Origin of the sequence: Bacillus sp. FJAT-44742 (assembly GCF_002797315.1) — a bacterium.
GTDB lineage: Bacteria > Bacillota > Bacilli > Bacillales > Marinococcaceae > Thalassorhabdus > Thalassorhabdus alkalitolerans.
Genome location: NZ_KZ454936.1, coordinates 1,691,128 through 1,709,483 on the forward strand (window position 1 = coordinate 1,691,128; position 18,356 = coordinate 1,709,483).

Sequence of the window (18,356 nt, forward strand, 5' to 3'; positions counted from 1 at the left end):
TCAATCAAGCAGTAACTGTTCAACTTAGTCTAGCAGTTACAAAAGCCAGTATTCTATTGACAAAAGCTACAGTGTAATCTTTAGGAATGTGAAAAAACAATATCCTTAATTACAGAAATGAATGGAGACTCTCCTGTCTGAAATTCTCTGTAACCAAATACCTTTGTTTATTTTCTTTGCATGTTCCCTTCTTGGAGGTTAAAGGGATCACTCGTAAAGACACGTTCTCCAACATTTTCCTTTTATTTTGTATTCATCTTGGAACGTGACTTCTTGCTTTCCTTACAAAAAGCCAGACCCTGTACTAAAATAATAACCAAAATAGAAATCAAAAACGGCCCTTGGATCCAATTAGGATTTTGAGGCATGTGTAAAAAAATGAAGTATGTAGTATGTAACACAACCAACATATAATATATGCCTGCTTTTTGTTGTACGTGCTTCCATGTTTTTTGACCCAAGAAACGCATACTTTTATTATTTGAGGTCAGCAAGAGAAAGATTAAATAGATCGTAGCAACTATTCCTATAATGTTTCCTATGGCAAATCCAGGATGAAGAAAGAAGCTTCCCTCAACAGGACTAAATACGACAAACAAGCGTGAGAACTCCCACTCAATCCAACCATCAAAAATAATAAAAATATGAATGAGTGCAGCAATTCCTCCCCAAATCCCAAGTTCCCTTCTCGCAGGCAGCCACTTCCCAACCCCTTTTTTAATCTTAGAGAAAGGCCCAAGAAACATAATAATAAAAAGATACAAGAGAGAAACATTAGCAAAAGCCCTATTCCAAGCGTGCATTGGATCCCACTCTGACCTAGTCAAAAAGAATAAATATGATATAAGTATTGTAATTACCCCATATACAATATGTTTTCGACAAAGTTTCACCCTCATTCCTCCTTCTGCTTTTTTACTAGTATTTCATAGCTCTTTGAAGAAATAATGAAGTACTTCATTTAAAAAACAAGTTAATAATATAAACTGACTGGTCCTAAGCCTTTTGTAAAAAAATTTCTTTATTTCTTTTAAACACGAATTCACTTTAATAACATTGATAACTTCATACTTTCTGCATATTTAAGATTTATACTTTTAACCTTACAGAACTTATAGGAATGTAATAGGTGTGGACAAGGGCATACTGCATAAAAAAGCACCTCAGGTGCGTGTCTGTCCTTGTAGAGAGGTGTTGATCTTGGAAAAAAAAATCATAAACGAAATATATTGGGTGAGAGCGATTGCCTGTTTGGCCGTAGTTGTCATTCACTCTGTAAATATTACTTTAACCAATTATGAACACACTGTGGCTCAGTTTGAAGAATATTTCTTAATTGCTGTACGCTTTGCTGCTTTTTTTGGTACCCCGGCCTTCGTCTTTATATCTGAATTACTCCTAGCACGCTCTTACCCAAATAAGGTGCCTCACGGCTTTTTTTTAAAGCGTGTAAAATATTTGTTATTTCCCTTTGTTTTTATGGGGCTAGTCTTTGCCTTTATAACCACGGATAGTCTGAGTGGATTTATACGCGAGTCATTGTTTAATGTTTTCCTAGGGGGTTATACGGGTTACTTTATTTTAATTATTTTTCAGTTTTACATCTTACATGTTTTCCTACATAAATTTTTGAAAAATTGGTCACCAGTTAAAGTGATTCTTGTCTCCCTCATCATCAATGTTGTTTATTTATCATTTTTTAACTTTACTGAACCTTTAGCTATACCTTTAGGTGATTACATTTGGCAGAGGGGGCATTGGTTGCCATTTGTCGGATGGATCTTTTACTTTGTATTGGGTTACTATTGTGGAAAAAATTATGAGTCTCTAAAAGAACTAGTAATCAAATATAAAAAAATAATTATTCTTTTTCCTATGATTAATTTGATAATTATGTTTGTGTTAGTGAGAAGTGATATCTTACCTGTCGTTTCCTCTAAGAGAATCGATAATCTCTTTTATACTTCTAGTGTAATTGGAGCTATCATATTCTTTTCCTTATATGTAAAGAAAGTTCCCCACTTTATTCTCTTAATAAGCAAGTACTCTTTTAATATTTATTTACTACACACCTTTTTTCTTTTTTATTTACCACCTATCGATTTTTTAAATCCACTGGTCTATTTTATCTTTGCTGTTGCGTTTAGTATGTTTTGTTCTTATACGGTTGCAAAACTGGCCTCCCCTTTTCAAATCACCCAGTTTTTAATAGGCAAGCCTATCCCTATACCCAAACAGACAAAAACCCAAAACAGCCGTGGTTAGAAAAATACTATGTACTAAATATTAAAGATAGAAATATTCTCTCCATCCGCAAACTGACTTCCCCCACTTTGCGGTTCTTCTGCTTCTAATAAAACTTTGTGGCTTCAAGAAACCATCACATTTTTCTTATATGCTTAAGCGAATGAGGGATTTTTCTGTTAACCCGTTCCGTCTTTTTTAGGGAACAATTTTACCTGTTCATTATGAAAAACATAAAAAGAAAAAAGGAGGTGTAATACATGTTATTAGCAATACAGCCCTATGATCGTGTCGCTTTTGAACTAGGGCCTTTTACAATCTATTGGTATGGATTGCTTATCGGTTTCGGTGCATTCCTTGGGTATCTTCTTGTCTCTAGAGAGTTTGAAAAAAGAGGATTATCGAAAGAGATATTTGCAGACCTTTTAATGTGGGCCTTCCCTATTGCCATTGTGTCCGCCCGAATATACTATGTGGTCTTTGAATGGGAAACATATATATATGATCCCGCAAGAGTATTTGCTATTTGGGAAGGAGGTCTTGCAATTCATGGAGGGCTTTTAGGTGCCTTTGTGACTATATTTGTCTTTTCTAAGAAACGGGGCATTTCCTTCTGGAAGCTGACAGATCTAGTAGCACCCGGCATTATATTGGGACAAGCTGTCGGCCGTTGGGGTAACTTTATGAATCAAGAAGCTCACGGAGGTCCCGTTTCAAGAGAGTTTTTGGAAACACTTATGATTCCAGAATTTATTATTAATCAAATGTACATTAATGGAACATATTATCAACCAACCTTTTTATATGAATCACTTTGGAATTTTGCTGTCTTGGCTATTTTGCTTTGGCTTCGGGGAGTGAACCTTAGACAAGGTGAACTGTTTTTCACCTATCTCATTTTGTATTCTGTAGGACGTTTTTTCATTGAAGGGTTACGCACAGACAGTTTAATGATATTTGACGTACTTCGCACTGCTCAGGTTATATCTTTAATCCTTATTTTCAGTTCTTTATTCCTTATATGGTACCGCCGAAAAAATGGATTCGCCAACAGAAGCTACTTAGATGATTATTATCAAAAAACAGAAGAAAAGAAGTAGAGCCAAAGAAATAAACCAAAACAAGACCACTTTCACTGCAAGAAACGCACACAAGGAAAAAATAGAATGTGCTGCTTCTAACCATGCTTGCAATAGCAGTATTACGAATTGCAACTTAGAAAATTAAAATGATACACTACAAAAGTGGATTTTGAGATATCTATAAAAGAAAAAAAGAAGGAAAGAAGCACTTACCATTATATGTAGTGATTGTACCGGTGAATTTACTTTTAGCCAACTAATAGCTTTCGCCTCTTACAAAGAAAACTAGAAATCAACTTCTTTGTTGAAGCTCAAACTATCTCCATAGTTTTTTCAAATTTACTTGCTATAATGTCCTTTGTTACTATACATAGATCATAAATAAGGAGGATTATAATGAAAAAGAAAGTTTTTAAGGTACTTAGTACGGCAGGACTTCTTGCTATCATAGCTGCCTGTAATAACGAGGAAGAACCTGAGGTGATTGAAGAGGATACTACGAATGAGAACGTAGAAGAAGAGAGTGAAGATATGGAGGAAGGCATGGACCATGGGGACATGGACCATGAAGATATGGATCATGGGGATATGGATCATGGGGATATGGATCATGGGGATATGGATCATAACATGGAGGGTGGCAGTGAAGAAGAAATAAGAGAAAAAGCGGCCACTCCTCCTGAATCCCTTAATGAAAATGCCACACAAGGTTTAATCGACAATCAGACAAAAAACATTACTCGAATTGATAACAATGACACGATCGAGTTTGCTGTTCAAGTATCTCAAACAGTATGGCCTGCAGTTTATGAGGAAAATCAACCAGGTACAGTCATTCTTGTACCAGAAGATAATTGGCAAGTTTCTTTAGCAAGTCTAAATTTGGTCCACCATCCTAATGATGGCCCTGCGCTTTTTATAGAATCTGATAATATTCCCGAGGTTGTATCCCAAGAAATTAGTCGTTTACAACCAAAAGGAAATGATGAAGGCGTTGAAGTTATAGTCATGGGAAGTGTAAGTGATTCAGTCATTGAGGAACTTGATGAGTATAACGTAGAACAAATACAAGAAGATGACCCAGCGTCCTTTGCTTATGAAATAGACGAAGCGTATGCTTCAATTATTGGAGAAGCTCCAGAAAACGTAATAGTTGGCTCCATGGAAGATGAAAGCCGAGAGTTAACCACAGTGGCAGGAAACTGGATTGCCCACATGGATGAAAGTCTTTTATACGTAGATAGCGACGAAATACCAGAGGCTACTTCAGAAGCCTTAGAGATACGAGAAGGAAACGCTAATATCTACCTTTTAGGCAGTGAAAGTGCAATCAGTGCTAATGTGGAAGAGGAACTAAACGAGTACGGGGAAGTAGAACGAATAGAAGGTGAATCTCCTGCAGAACTTTCAGTTGCCTTTGCACAATTTAGAGATGATGATAATGATTTCGGTTGGGGAATTAATGAACCGGGTCATGGTCTATCTTTCATCTCTACTGATACCCCTTATTTAGCTATAGCCGGTGCCCCATTTGCGCATCTTGGTAAACATGCACCAATGATTTGGCTGGAAGAAGGAGAATTAACCGACGAAGTGTACGAATATTTTTCTGCACTTAAACCGATATTTGAAAACAACCCGATGGAAGGTCCTTATAACCACGGCTTCATTTTAGGAACGTTCGATGATATATCTTTTGAAACACAAGGAATTATTGATCAGAAATTAGAACTTGAAGGTCTCAATGGCCATGGAGGACACTAATAGAAACACCTTTGAGACCAGGCCAAGCCTACACTTTTGTGTAGGCTTTTTTAAATGGTTTTTAAATAAAAAACTGAGCTACAATTGGACGACAAAAAATAAAGCTAAACTGATTATCACTCCCATTTGCTATGGTTAAAGATATAGGTTTTACTAGGTAGCTAAAAAAGAAAGCGAATATACTATTTACTCTATGTTAATTGCTTAGTCTTTACTTTGCGAAATAACTATTTTTTCAATTTGGTATGCTTTCAGCTCGCTTCGAGACAAACCTCAAAAAAGCTCCGAAGGTAGCAAAAACCTCGGAGCCAATAATGAGATTCTTTTTATGCAATAGCCTTTCGACATGCATCCGCGCACTTAAAGCAAGCTTCAGCACATCTTTTGCAATGCTCATGCTGATCGTGTTTTTCACACTCTTTCCCGCATTCTTCACAAATTTTTGCACATAGTTCAAGATAATCCTTAGTAAAATAAGATTCACGAGATAATGCTTTTGCGGTTAGCGCACATATGTCAGCACACTCTCTATCCAATTGAATACAGTCTGCCAACATATTTATATGTTCTTCTTGTAAACAAGCATGATAACAGTGTTCGCATTCCTGAATGCATTCATTTAACGTTTGAAGCATTTGTTGACGTTGTTCATGTATCAATCCGATCCTCTCCTTTTTGTAGAATTCACTATTGCTCTATTTCCTTGCAGAAACTCCTACTAAACGGAAAATATTGAGTTTCCTTTATTGGTTTCCAGACTTTTCGCTAGGACAAGTTATTTGCAGTCCCTTGTCACTTACCGTTTATTATGGAAAACTCTCTTTTTCAGGCTAGGATTCAATAAAGCTTTTATAGCTTCCATCATGTTGGCTATTCTGTTGCTTGAGCCACTTATCATACCACCATAACTAATATTCTGATCCAAAATGGTTGCTAATGATTATGCAAACGATGTAATTTACTTTTATCATTCCTGACTTTCAAACATATATTTTTTTGAGTGATAGCTTACACTTAGGACAATACCAATAGCAAACATTGTAGCAATAAGAGAACTTCCTCCGTAGCTTAGTAAAGGCAGTGTAAATCCGGTTACTGGCAAAATCCCAAGGTTCATTCCAACATTCTGGAACACTTGAAACGAAAGCATACCAATCACCCCTGCACATAAGTAGGTGCCAAAACTATTATGGCAGCGAAGGGCCGTCATCAAAATTTGATACAGTAAAACAAAGTAAAGAGTGATAACTAGAGCAGCTCCTAAAAATCCATGTTCCATTCCTATCACCGCAAAAATGAAATCGGTATGGGCTTCAGGAAGATAAACATCTGCCTCTGGATTTCCATATAACCGTCCTGCCCCAATTGCCGTCATTGCCTGAACTGTTTGATACCCTTCATCTGAGAATTCTGCCGGGTTTAGCCAGCCGTAAAACCTCCTCACTTGATAATCAGATATAAAGTTGAAAAAGTATTGTTCAACAAAACTTGGGAACCGGAAAAAAGCAATAATAAAGCCAGTAAATAGTAATACTGGTCCTCCAATAATCAAGGATACTAACTTATAGGAAATTCCAGATACAATAACTAAGGAGAGAAAAATAGCCCCTGTCATCATAACCATTCCCATATCTGGTTGTCTCTGTAGTAGAAGTACAGGTGGGAGAACAACGAATGCCATCTTACATAGGAGCCACAAGTCGACTTTAAGATTAGCCGCGGTTTTTTGAAGGTTATGTTTATAAATCACAGTACTTAAAGTAATGATTATGAATATTTTGACCAGTTCAGAGGGTTGAAAAGAACCAATGATAGGAACTCGAAACCATCGTACCGCCCCTGCAATAGTAGGGGCAATTGATTGTGGGGCGAATTCAAGGGCTAGCAGCATAAACAGACCAAACCCATAAAGCACCCAAGACAAGTTAGCATAGTATTCAAAATCAAAATGAATGACTGCAAAAACCACGCCAAAGGCAACAAAGTAAAAAATCAATTGTCTGACAGCAAAATTTTCATTGTATTGAGGCATCTGCTGGGCGTAAAGAATGTATAAACAACTAATTACAGCAAATAAAAATAGAACAAAAAGAATGTTAATATCATACTGTTTTTCTTCTGTGTTAAGTTCTCTCACACTTCACTCTCCCTTATTACATTTGTTTTCTCTTTTAAACTCTTGGAGTGTAAAATACCGACCTTACAAGTTATCTATCAACACAGTCCTTTCGCTCTAACAATTTAATAACGGAATTACTTTAACAAAAGTTTGTGAAAGAAGTATGTACTTAGGAAGAAAATGTGCTTATTCACACAAAAAATTAACGAGGGAAAGGTGTTCAGGCTGTTTTAGAAAAGGGTTTAGCCCTTGTTTGCAAAGAGGCTAAATGTAGGAAAAGCCACCGTAAAAAAGGAACTTCCGATATGGGAAGTTCCCCCCTTTACTATTAAATTAAATGTCTTTTCAATCCTATCCTTAATGTTTTCAATCTCTATTCTTAATGCTTTTCCCTTTTGTTTTTATATACATTCTAAGTGTTATATACACAAGAAGAAGTACGGCTAAGGGTGTCATTACCCACAAACAGATATGAAAAAGAGTTGCTGCATAATATTGTAAGGAATCAGGACTGAACATCCATGTGGCCGACATGGTTAAGCATGATAGACCAATCACAACTAACACCGCAGCTACAAACCAATCAAAACCCCTCATCCCTTTTCTCCCTCCTATTAATAGGGAAAGCTACTATAATTACTGTTCCTTTTCCCAATTGACTCGATACCTCAATATTTCCATTATGAAGTTCAACTAGGTTTTTAACAATAGCTAACCCTAACCCAGTTCCTCCATATTGGCGCGCCCTAGATTTTTCCACACGATAGAAGCGATCAAAGATATAGGGGAGGTCTTTTTTGGATATTCCTTTTCCTGAGTCTTCTACCTGAATGATCACATTTTGTTTGTCAGATTTTAGAGTGCTAAGAGAAATAAAACCCTTGTCTGTATAGCGAATTGCATTCTCAACTAAGTTTAGAAAGATCTGTTCCAAACGTAAACCATCCCCATATATTAAAGGAAGGTGATTATCAATTTTCAAATGAATATCCAAACCTTTCTCCTTAGCTTTGAGAGCTGTCTTTCTTATAACCCCTTCAAGAACTTCAGATAAATCCACCCATTCGAGCTCCAAACTTATCTTTCCTTCTTCTGCTTGTGAAAGATCCGATATATCATTAATAAGTTGCGACAACCTTTGGGATTCACCCTGGATAATATCTAAATATTCATTTTTTTCCATCTCTGTTTGATATAGCCCTTCCTTTAACACTTTGGAGTACCCATTTAAATAGGTAATAGGGGTTTTTAACTCATGAGATATATTTGCAAAAAACTCTCTTCTGGTATCTCTATATCTTTTCAAATCGCTAGCAAGGTCATTAATCGCATTAGCTAACGAACCAATTTCATCTCCTGAATTCTGGGGTACTGTCGTTTCCCATTCTCCCTTCGCAATTTTGCGTGTTGCTTTTTCCATTTGCAATAAGGGTGTAGATAATTTTTTCGATACTACAATGGTAAATCCTAGTGCTAAAAAAAAGGCTCCTGCCCCAGATAGCAGTAACAAGTTTCTTACTTGAAGGAGGGATTGCTCCAACCCTTCCATAGTAGATAAGACGAATACACTTCCTTCAAAGGAGTTCTCGGAGAAAAACGGTGTGCCTATCGCATAATAGGACTGTCCTTCCGGGTCTTCATAAAGACTTTCTACTGTACGACCTGTTAAAAGTTCCGTCATTTCATCCTGAGTAATTAACTGTCCTTCCTCTACCCCAGCAAGGTGGGCAAGAGCTATTACTTCTCCCTCAGAGTTGGTAATATACATAGGAATTTGAGAGAGTTCAGCCATTCTTTGAATCATTGGGACAATCATATCATCCTGATTATTTTCAATTAAACTGGCGTAATGAGAAGATAATTGACTGGTCTCCTCTTCCAATTGTTGATGGAAAAAACCTGAGAGGATTTGGTTAATGACAAAACCTAATGGCAGTAAAACCAAAAGGAAAAGGGTAATTATAATAGCGCCCAGCTTTACACTGATCCTATTCCACTTCATTGTTTATGTCCCGGATTGAACTTATAACCTACACCCCATACCGTTTCAATTGGATTAAACGGTAATCCAGCTTTTCGTAACTTGGACCGAATGCTTTTTACGTGGGTATCTACCGTGCGTTCATATCCAATAAAATCCCCTTCCCAAATAATATCTAAAATGTTTTCACGAGTGTAAACTCTTTCAGGATGGTTGGCCAATAAGTGAAGCAAATCAAATTCCTTAGGGGTAACTTCTATGACTGATTGGTGTACTATAACTTTCCTGCTGACATGATCAATGGTTAAACCGTCAATCTTGAGGACCTTTTCTTTCACTGTTGGGAGGAAACTTGTACTTTTTCTTCTTATTAAAGAATTTATTCTAGCTACAAGTTCTTCTGGTTCAAAGGGTTTTGTTAAGTAGTCATCTGCCCCCATATTTAAACCCTCCACTTTGTCTTTCGTCTCTTTTCGTGCTGTTAGCATTAAAATAGGAACGTCACTTTGGTCTCGGATCTTTCTACAAACTTCTATCCCATCCATGTCGGGCATCATTAGGTCCAGCACTATCACTTCAAAAGAGTAAGATCCTATCGTTTGTAAGGCCTCTTTTCCATTAGCTGCCTCACTATAATCAAACCCTTCTTTGTGTAAATAGATTTTTAGCAGGTTACGCATGGACCACTCATCATCAACAATCAGGATTTTCCTATTCCCCATCGAGCCTTACCTCCACTAACTAACAAATACATAAGTTAAGCAAATTCTTTATCTAACTATGCTAAATTCACAGAGCTAACTTCCTTTAGAGAAAGTTAACTTCCTTAATATGAAGCATTCCCCTATTCCTTTTCTTGACCCCTAAAAAGGAATTAGTAGAAGAGATGAGAAACCTGGGGGTACTGAAGAAAAACAGAGCTATTAAAAACTAATTCCCTTGCCCCCCGGGTACTCCTTCTTCAGCAAGCAACTCCCACGTTTCCCCTCCATCTCTCGTTTCATATAAATTTTCATGGAAAGTACCCACAGCGTACACCCCTTCCTCGGAAGGGTGGACAGCTACATGAGTTCCTACATCTTCTTCAAGGGATAAGTGAAGTGATTCCCATGTTTCTCCAAAATCATCACTTTTTGCAAGGACTGCCGATTGGTGATCCACCACATAGCCAACAATATGTCCAGCTTCTCCTGCACCCGTAGCACTATACATTACTCTGGTATTATCTTTTTCTTCCCATGTTTCTCCCCCGTCATCTGACTGTAAGATCCCGTGTTCCGTTCCTGCGAGTAAAGATTCAGGATCCCCTGGATCGGAAACAATGGAAGCAATGGATCCACTGTCAGGAAATCCGCTTGCTTCTACACGGTCCCAATTGTAACCTCCGTCCGTTGATTTAAAGAGCCCTTCTTGATGGCTATCAATCCCATAAATGATGCTTGGGTCATTGGCATTTACCTCTAATAAGTGAAAATCGACTTCTCCATGTAAGGCAATTGGGTCCCACGTTTCCCCATCGTCTTCACTAATCATGAGCCCTAAGGGATTCTCTAAATCTGATTGTGCATTGGGGTGACCACTTGAAATCATTGTCCCCTCATTTGAAATGGCAAAGCCCATCAAATCATGTCGTTCTTCTGGTTCACCAACCCACTCCCAATTTCTCTCCTCATCATTTTTAGTAAGTCCATGGTGTGTGCTCATGTATAAATCATAAGGAGCATCGGCTCCATATGAAAGACCGTGGACATGGGTAAAAGAATCTACTCCTATACCGGGACTATCCGAATCACCACAAGCAGCCAACACTAATGAAGATATCCCTAATGCGAATAGACCGTACTTTATCTTTATCATAAAATGTATCCTCCTATCTCTCATGCAGTCTTCTTTTTTCTATTCTTGGGTACTGTTAACTGATACAGTTTATTTGTTCATATAGTATAACCTCTTTTAAAATCCTGTAAATCCACCAAATACATGATTAACTAGAAAAGAAGTAATTTGTGTCATCCAATCGAAAAACAAAAACACCCCCATTATCACCATAACAGATCCACCTATCTTAGTGATTTGGTAACTATATTTCCTAATGATGTTTAATTTTCCAATAAAGAATGTCATCAATAAGAATGGAATAGAAAAACCGAGACTGTAAATCGCCATATACATCATCCCAGACCCTGGATTTGTTAGGCTCAATGCCATAACCCCAGCAAGGATAGGTCCAATACATGGTGTCCAACCAGCAGCAAAACCCATTCCAATAAAGCTAGTCCCGACATAGCCAGATGGCTTCTTTTTAAACTTCAACTGTTTGTTTTTCATCAAGAAGCTTGGTTGGAAAATGCCAAGGATAACTAAACCAAACAAAATGATAAATATAGCACCCATTTGCCTAATAAAATCATTGTATTGCATAAACAAGGAACCTATGAAACTCGTAGACATTCCAAGTACTACGAAAATAATTGAAAACCCTAGCAAGAAAAAGATCGTATGAATAATCGCTGAAGGTGGCAATTTCTTGTCTTCCCTCTTTAATTCATCTACCGATACTCCCGTGATATAAGAAATAAAAGCAGGATATAAAGGCAAGTTACACGGGGAAACAAAGGATAACACGCCCGCCCCAAAGGCTAGTAAAATGGTGACATCTCCCATTATTTTCCTCCTTAACTATTAAGCATAAGAATGCAAACCGGCTACGACTAAATTGATAAATAAAAGGTTAAACATGATGATCGCAAACCCAATAACCATAAGCCAGGCAGACTTTTCTCCATGCCATCCTCGTGATAAACGTAAATGTAAGTACGCAGCATAAAATAAGAAAGTAATTAAGGCCCAAACCTCCTTAGGATCCCATCCCCAAAACCTTGTCCAGGCTATTTGTGCCCAAATCATAGCAAAAATAAGTCCCCCTAATGTAAAGATTGGAAATCCTATGACCACAGATCGGTAACTCACTTCATCAAACAATTGAGGGTTGGTCTTACTTAGCAATGGTTGGATTGCTCCGCTAATTCTTTTTCGTAATGACACCCTTAGCCCACTATATAATATAATTCCTGAGACAAGGGACCATAAGAATGTATTAAACTTTCTTGGGGACTCCACTCCATTCATCCAGGAAGGAGTTTCAAAAAGAGGTCCAAAATTCCCATTACTCGAGGAAGCAAATTCTCCCTCATGAGGACCTACAATTGCTGGAAGTTGGTAATCAATCTGAGATTCCGTTTCCAACTCGTTAACCCAGTTAAATGTAACTTCATAATTTAGCAAACTAAAAAGGAAAAGTGTAAACGCTATGCCAACCGCGCTAACCATTGTAAACATAATTGCTTCAAGCCAAAAGGTTTGTTTGCTTCTTTTACTTTGATCCACGACACGGATTAAGTAAACAAGACCAGCGACAAAGCCGATGGCTAAAATCCCTTGACCGATCGCTGTAGTCGAAACATGGATTTGAAGCCAATAGGTTTGTAAAGCCGGAATCAAGGGCGATATTTCTGTTGGGAATACAGAAGCGTAAGCAATAATGATTGTAACAAGAGGCATTGTAAATAAACCAAGCACACTCTTTTTATAAATTAAATGAAGAATTAAAAAACCAAAAGAGATCGTCATTCCTAAAAATACGGTATATTCAAACATATTACTAATGGGGGCATGGCCAGCAGCTATCCATCTTGTTATGAAATAACCGAGTTGCAAAACCAATCCTAGTGTAGCAAGAGCAAAACCAACGTTGTCCCATTTCTTGTTCTTTTTCGCTTCTTTTTGTTTATGTTCTCCTGTGACAGCTAATGAAAAAAATACGGTAGCTATTAAATAGATAAAAAAGGCTGCCAGCAAAAGAGCACTACTTATGGAAGCCATTCTATCTCTCCTTTCCCTCTTTTTCTTTTTGGTCTATTGGTGGTATTAAACCGGTTGTAGTTGAGATAGATTCAAGATCTTTTTTAATGCCATATATATTTTTATTTGTGTGAGCCGACATCCACACCTCTCCGTTAACATTCTGAATCCAAATTCTCCTATGGTTCCAATAACTTCCTTGCACCAGGCCGATCATAAAGATCACCCCTCCAACACTAATAAGCCCTAGTGTTTGATCTTTTCTCACTGTTAAACCCGTTACATTGTGAGTGTCAATATCTGCAAAGCGGATTTGATATTGGTTGTCCTCCTCACCCATAGGTTCCACATTCCTTCCTATCCCAAGAAAGCTGGATTCTCCTTCAGGTGTATCTGGTGTGAAAAAGTCAAAAATAAAGGCCGGATTATCAGGGATACTTGATTCTGTACTAGGTAAACCATCATCATCTAAGAAATAGTTAGGATAATACTCTCGTAACTCGACACGGTTCCCGTCTCCTACCTCATACATATTTTTTGGATCGAAGAGATCGACAGTAAATTCCCCGAGCACTTCTTCTGTTTCACTATCTTCAAGAGCAAAAGTGATGGTACTAAACTCGTTTAATTTGTAATCAACTTGGTAAAGACCAAAAGTGGAAAACTTCATAGGTTCATTGACTCGAATTTCACCACTGAACTTTTCTTCGAGTGTATTCTGACCAACAACCTCTCCAGCCATACTCTTATACAATGTTGCGTTTGTTTGATAGTTTTCAACTACCATACCGCCAGCACGAGCAATGGCTTCTCCAAACAGCTCATCTTCTTGATCGTAAAGTTCTACTTTAAATTCTTCGTTTTCCAAATAATACTCTCCATTTGTTCCAGGGATCACTGCTTTATCCCCCTCACGGAGCCACAGAACTTCATCGACATACATGCCTGGAAAAAATCGAAACATGACACCAATTAAAAATATAATAAGCCCTAAATGATTAACATAGGGACCCCACCTTGAAAACCGTCCTTTTTCAGCAAAGAGGTTACCATTTTCTTGTCGAACCTTATATTTTTTTGCTTGTAACGCAGACATCGAATTTGACAGAATGTTATCTACTTCTGCAGTATTTGCATATGTACGGCTAAAAAAGCGTTGTCTTTTTAAAAAAGAAGAGTGTCTTGTCACCTTCTGATTTTTGAGAGAGCGATAAAGTGGCACAACGCGGTCTATGCTTGCAATAAGTAATGAAACTCCTAAGGCAGCCACTAGAAGCATATACCACCAAGAGCTGTATAGGTTGTGAAATCCTAAGTCATAAAAAACTTTACCGGCCACTCCGTATTCTTCGTAATAGTACTGTCCCGGATCTCCAGTTCTTGGGATGTATAATTCTTGAGGGAAAAGGGTCCCTAACGAAGAAGAAACCAATAAAATAACAATAATTCCAACCCCTACTTTAACAGAAGAAAAGAAGTTCCAAATTTTATCTATAAGTGATTTGTTATAGGTTTGTGAGCGCCTGGCAGCACCCTCGTACCTCATATCTAATATAGACTGTTTATTCTTTACATTTTCTGTGAGGGGCTTTCCGCATGCTTGACATATGTCTGTTCCCTCGGGATTTACTTGCCCGCAACTGCAAGTAATCTTACTCATTATTCTTCTCCTTTCTATTAAGGGGTGATGCTTTCCATATAGTCTGAGATATGTTCTTCCGTCATGCCCCCTGTGATTACTTTTGTGACTATGCCTTCTGAGTCGATAAGAAAGGTAGTTGGCAGTGGTCGGACTCCATATCGATCAACTACATCCGACCCTTTATCCATGGGAATAGGAAAGGTCAATTCATGGCGATCCACAAACCTGGACACAGCAAGGTCTGTTTCCCCAACGTTGACAGCTAAGATCTCAACATCCTGATCCTGATAAATTTGATATTGGTTCTCCATATAAGGCATCTCTCTCTCACAAGGTGGACAAAAAGTTCCCCAAAAGTTTAAGAAGACTCCTTGTCCCTTATACTCTTCTAATTCAACTCTATTTCCTTCTAAGTCTTCCAACACAAAATTAGGAGCCTCATCTCCCACCTGAACTTGAGTTTCCTCGTCATTAAAAAAATTACTATAAAATGTATAACCAAGAGCTAGGGCAATTACCCCTAAGACTGTAGACCTAATAATCAATCTTCGCTTTTTCTTCATACAATTAACCTCCTTCTTCTATGAATACTGAGTGTTAAAAGTGACCCTATCCTCTTGAGTTATTGTGTTGTATACCTCCACTGTTTGTCCCAATAAATATTTATGATTTAAGGGCTCCCTTAGGTACCGCCAATTCACTTTTTATTCCGTACACCTCCAAATAGTAAATTTTCATTGTAAAGAGTTGATCTTTTCTCTACTTAATTGTGAGATTTCCATTTCATTGGTTGGCCATATATAAGGATAAACATTAATTGTGATGAAAGTTTGATTAAAATAAAAATGAGCATTAAAAAACCCTGTCGACAATTATCAATAGGGTTTTTTAATGCTCATTTTAGACTTATTATATTAATGAGTTGGTATGTCGCTATATAAAGGGTGAGGACGATCATTTTGATATTTAGCATCACTGTCGTTAGACATGTTAGTGATGGATATATTAATCACAATAAACAAAACAACTAACAACCAAAACCACCATTTTTTAATCATATGAAACCTCCTTTTATAATGTTTCACTGATAACCTTTCTATTTTCAATACCTTTTTATCCTTAAACCACAATAATAGATGCCATTGTGTTTTACAATATGGCCGAACATAATATTCTAAGGGTTGACACACAGTACTGTATCTAAAATACAAAAGGATCGTTCTCTTTGATAGAATCCTCTGCGATCTTGATTTATAAAAGAAAGGAAGCTAGGCATACCTGTTGTCTGACTTTGCTAAATTGGGTATTTTGTACGCCGCTCCATATCAAATAGACGTAAAATTGCTTATGTATTTTCATTTTGCAAGTTAGTAGAGATTCTATTGCCTTATTTTGTACGTACTCAAGTTTTAAAAACAGTAAAGAATTTACAAAGCGGTTACTTAAAAAGAAGTGGTCTGTCTTCACTCTCTCTACATAAATTCTTGTTATACTGAGATTGTGTAATAAATTTAAAAAGGAGGTTATCTTCATTTGAGTAAAACACCACAGTTAAACAATAATTCTAATAAACAGCCGCGTCCACCAAGCACACCACGGTGGGTAAAAGTTTCAGGCCTTTCCCTGATCGTAATACTCTTGTTGGTAATAATTATTATAATCATTACCGGAGGAAACCATGGACCTGGGATGCATTTTGGGCATTAAGAATAGAGGAAAGAAAGCGAATACACAATTTCGTAAGTTTGCATTAACCGTTCACGTTACAGTTTCGATCGGATGGATAGGAGCAGTATTCGCCTATCTAGCTTTAGTCATTACAACTTTAACTAGCCGGGATGCTCATATAATACGTGCAGCTCTTATCTCCATGGAACCAATCACCTATTATGCTGTTGTTCCCTTAGCGTTGGCCTCCCTGCTTACCGGGCTATTTATGTCACTGAGTACCACATGGGGATTATTTCGTCACTATTGGATCCTGGCAAAATTTTTGCTGACTATAATAGCTATCTTTATCCTATTCCAATACACGCAGACTATCAGTTTAGTAGCAGAATTAGCAAGAGAACCAAGTACTAGCCTTGATGAGCTAAAGGGAGCCCATGGTCTCCTCCATTCAGTAGGAGCTCTAGTTGTACTGCTTCTTAATATGATTTTATCAATGTATAAACCAAAAGGTGTAACCAAATACGGATGGCGTAAACAATACGAAAAGGATAAAAAATTATAGGGAACAACAAACTCTAACAACTCTCCTTTCCCGAGAAAAACTTTTAACATTGCTTGGTTAAAATACATAGAAAAGAAAACATAGAGTGAGTAAGTTCACCCCCTAAACAACATACTGTCTATCACTCTACCACCTAAAGAACAAATCCTCCTATTCTTAAAGGCCAAAGGAAATACTTGTACATATTAATATTTCTCTCTTAATAAAATGAAAAGGAGTTAAGCATGGAGAGGAGAAAATAATGTGCTGCATCTTATCGCCCTTGTAATTATTATCACCTTGTTGTTAAGTTGGTTATTAATCTTTTCCTATTTATTTAAAAGCGTAATAAGCAATATGGCAGGCATGGTAATTGCCATGACATTAGGAATGATTGTTGGTTTAAGTACAGGGACAATAACATCTATTTTATATCCCACTGCCTTTTTTGAAATGACGGTTATCAGTATGCTTATAGGATTAGTCATTGGAGTTATATCAGGCTACCCATTCTCTCTGGCAGCCTCTTTAGAGGGGCTTATGGCTGGAATAATGGGTGGAATGATGGGTACGATGCTCGGTGTTATGAGTGCTCCTGAAACATTTATTCAGTTGCTGCGGGTCATGACTCTTTTAACTGTAGCTATTTTCTTTCTTGTGTACCTGTTGCAAATTCATGAGATAAATAAAGTAAAAATGAAAAAAAATGTTTTGTTTCAACCACTGGCTTATTTTTTTGTTGTTTTCCTTTTCATTATCAGTTTTCATACTTATTCCTTTCCGGCTAACATCAGCATAATAGATGATTCTACCCAAGGTCATGCTTCACACAACAATATTATGCTTCATGCCACGGAATATAATTTTCATCCAAAGGATATTCGTGTACCATTAAATGAAGAGATTACTTTTACGTTAACGAACTCGGGTTCTCAGGAGCATGACTTTGTAATTAAAGAGGCAGGGGCTCATATTCATACATCTCCCAGGACCACTAATAGCCAGTCCGTTATTTTTACGGAGCCTGGAATTTATCAAGCTATATGTTCGCTTCCTGGTCATAAAGAAGCTGGTATGGTAACAAGCATTTCAGTGGTTAGTACTGAGTAATGTCAATGGTAAAAAAAGCGCACCTACATCCTCTTTCCTATTGCTTATTCTAGTAGATATTTACACCAAAAAGAGGTTCTTATTTAAATATTAATAAACTTCTAAATCTTACCGGGTTCTTTACAATAACGTACGTTCAGATGTACACCTAAAGCAAAACTTACTTAAGCTATAAAAAACGACAGGATTTGCTATCCTGCCGTTAAAATGGAATTATCCAAGTAAATTGATTTATAACCAGGGACAGCTTACCTTGTGGGCATCTTATTGGCATGAAGGGGGAGCGGCTATTTACATTCCTATTAGTATTTGCAAAGGATGATTGGTATATAAAGTGTTGA

17 protein-coding genes are annotated in these 18,356 nt (G+C 37.3%); 5 read left to right on the forward strand and 12 right to left on the reverse strand.

Translation table 11 applies throughout. The annotated features are described in order from the left end of the window. Positions 1-242: 242 nt before the first annotated feature. Complete coding sequence (locus CEF17_RS08360; RefSeq protein WP_100399131.1) at positions 243-893, reverse strand: hypothetical protein; 651 nt, start codon at positions 891-893, stop codon at positions 243-245. A 307-nt stretch (positions 894-1,200) separates the two neighbouring features. Between CEF17_RS08360 and CEF17_RS08365 the strand changes: the two genes are divergently transcribed. The 3 genes from CEF17_RS08365 (at position 1,201) to CEF17_RS08375 (ending at position 5,090) form a co-directional block, all read left to right on the forward strand. Then, positions 1,201-2,265 (forward strand): acyltransferase family protein, encoded by a 1,065-nt coding sequence (locus CEF17_RS08365; RefSeq protein ID WP_100400853.1) that lies wholly within the window; start codon positions 1,201-1,203, stop codon positions 2,263-2,265. A gap of 239 nt (positions 2,266-2,504) precedes the next feature. Continuing rightward, positions 2,505-3,344: a prolipoprotein diacylglyceryl transferase gene (gene lgt / locus CEF17_RS08370; protein WP_100399132.1), complete on the forward strand. Its 840-nt coding sequence runs from the start codon at positions 2,505-2,507 to the stop codon at positions 3,342-3,344. A 378-nt stretch (positions 3,345-3,722) separates the two neighbouring features. After that, on the forward strand, positions 3,723-5,090 hold the full coding sequence (locus tag CEF17_RS08375; protein WP_232725466.1) for a cell wall-binding repeat-containing protein: 1,368 nt from the start codon (positions 3,723-3,725) through the stop codon (positions 5,088-5,090). A 326-nt stretch (positions 5,091-5,416) separates the two neighbouring features. Here CEF17_RS08375 and CEF17_RS08380 read toward each other — a convergent pair whose 3' ends face one another. The 11 genes from CEF17_RS08380 to CEF17_RS19980 all read right to left on the reverse strand — a co-directional run bounded on the left by CEF17_RS08380 (position 5,417) and on the right by CEF17_RS19980 (position 15,751). Beyond that, complete coding sequence (locus tag CEF17_RS08380) at positions 5,417-5,749, reverse strand: four-helix bundle copper-binding protein (RefSeq protein WP_054637823.1); 333 nt, start codon at positions 5,747-5,749, stop codon at positions 5,417-5,419. Between the two features lie 308 nt (positions 5,750-6,057). Beyond that, positions 6,058-7,227 carry an FtsW/RodA/SpoVE family cell cycle protein gene (locus tag CEF17_RS08385; RefSeq protein WP_232725467.1) on the reverse strand — a complete coding sequence of 390 codons (1,170 nt, stop codon included), beginning with the start codon at positions 7,225-7,227 and terminating at the stop codon, positions 6,058-6,060. 348 nt (positions 7,228-7,575) lie between these two features. After that, the gene (locus CEF17_RS08390; RefSeq protein WP_100399133.1) at positions 7,576-7,806 is read right to left on the reverse strand and encodes a hypothetical protein; all 231 of its coding nucleotides are present in this window, start codon (positions 7,804-7,806) and stop codon (positions 7,576-7,578) included. Further along, positions 7,793-9,211, reverse strand: coding sequence for a HAMP domain-containing sensor histidine kinase (locus CEF17_RS08395; protein ID WP_100399134.1), 1,419 nt, complete (start codon positions 9,209-9,211; stop codon positions 7,793-7,795). The genes CEF17_RS08390 and CEF17_RS08395 overlap by 14 nt, the downstream gene beginning before the upstream one ends. Continuing rightward, on the reverse strand, positions 9,208-9,912 hold the full coding sequence (locus tag CEF17_RS08400) for a response regulator transcription factor (RefSeq protein ID WP_054637817.1): 705 nt from the start codon (positions 9,910-9,912) through the stop codon (positions 9,208-9,210). Before CEF17_RS08400 ends, CEF17_RS08395 begins: the two co-directional genes overlap by 4 nt. A 208-nt stretch (positions 9,913-10,120) precedes the next feature. Beyond that, positions 10,121-11,047: a F510_1955 family glycosylhydrolase gene (locus tag CEF17_RS08405; protein WP_157842987.1), complete on the reverse strand. Its 927-nt coding sequence runs from the start codon at positions 11,045-11,047 to the stop codon at positions 10,121-10,123. Positions 11,048-11,143: 96 nt separating this feature from the next. Continuing rightward, positions 11,144-11,854, reverse strand: coding sequence for a cytochrome c biogenesis CcdA family protein (locus tag CEF17_RS08410; RefSeq protein ID WP_054637814.1), 711 nt, complete (start codon positions 11,852-11,854; stop codon positions 11,144-11,146). 18 nt (positions 11,855-11,872) lie between these two features. Beyond that, positions 11,873-13,072: a cytochrome c biogenesis protein CcsA gene (gene ccsA / locus CEF17_RS08415; RefSeq protein ID WP_054637813.1), complete on the reverse strand. Its 1,200-nt coding sequence runs from the start codon at positions 13,070-13,072 to the stop codon at positions 11,873-11,875. Position 13,073: 1 nt separating this feature from the next. Continuing rightward, positions 13,074-14,711, reverse strand: coding sequence for a cytochrome c biogenesis protein ResB (gene resB / locus CEF17_RS08420; RefSeq protein ID WP_100399136.1), 1,638 nt, complete (start codon positions 14,709-14,711; stop codon positions 13,074-13,076). Positions 14,712-14,728: 17 nt separating this feature from the next. After that, positions 14,729-15,256 (reverse strand): thiol-disulfide oxidoreductase ResA, encoded by a 528-nt coding sequence (gene resA, locus CEF17_RS08425; RefSeq protein ID WP_054637812.1) that lies wholly within the window; start codon positions 15,254-15,256, stop codon positions 14,729-14,731. A gap of 351 nt (positions 15,257-15,607) precedes the next feature. Continuing rightward, positions 15,608-15,751, reverse strand: a complete 144-nt coding sequence (locus CEF17_RS19980) for a hypothetical protein (protein ID WP_157842988.1) — start codon at positions 15,749-15,751, stop codon at positions 15,608-15,610. Positions 15,752-16,389: 638 nt separating this feature from the next. Here CEF17_RS19980 and CEF17_RS08430 point away from each other — a divergent pair. Both CEF17_RS08430 and CEF17_RS08435 read left to right on the forward strand, forming a co-directional pair. Then, positions 16,390-16,926, forward strand: a complete 537-nt coding sequence (locus CEF17_RS08430) for a DUF2269 domain-containing protein (RefSeq protein ID WP_232725468.1) — start codon at positions 16,390-16,392, stop codon at positions 16,924-16,926. A 243-nt stretch (positions 16,927-17,169) separates the two neighbouring features. Beyond that, on the forward strand, positions 17,170-18,015 hold the full coding sequence (locus CEF17_RS08435; RefSeq protein WP_100399138.1) for a cupredoxin domain-containing protein: 846 nt from the start codon (positions 17,170-17,172) through the stop codon (positions 18,013-18,015). The last annotated feature ends 341 nt before the right edge of the window (positions 18,016-18,356 follow it).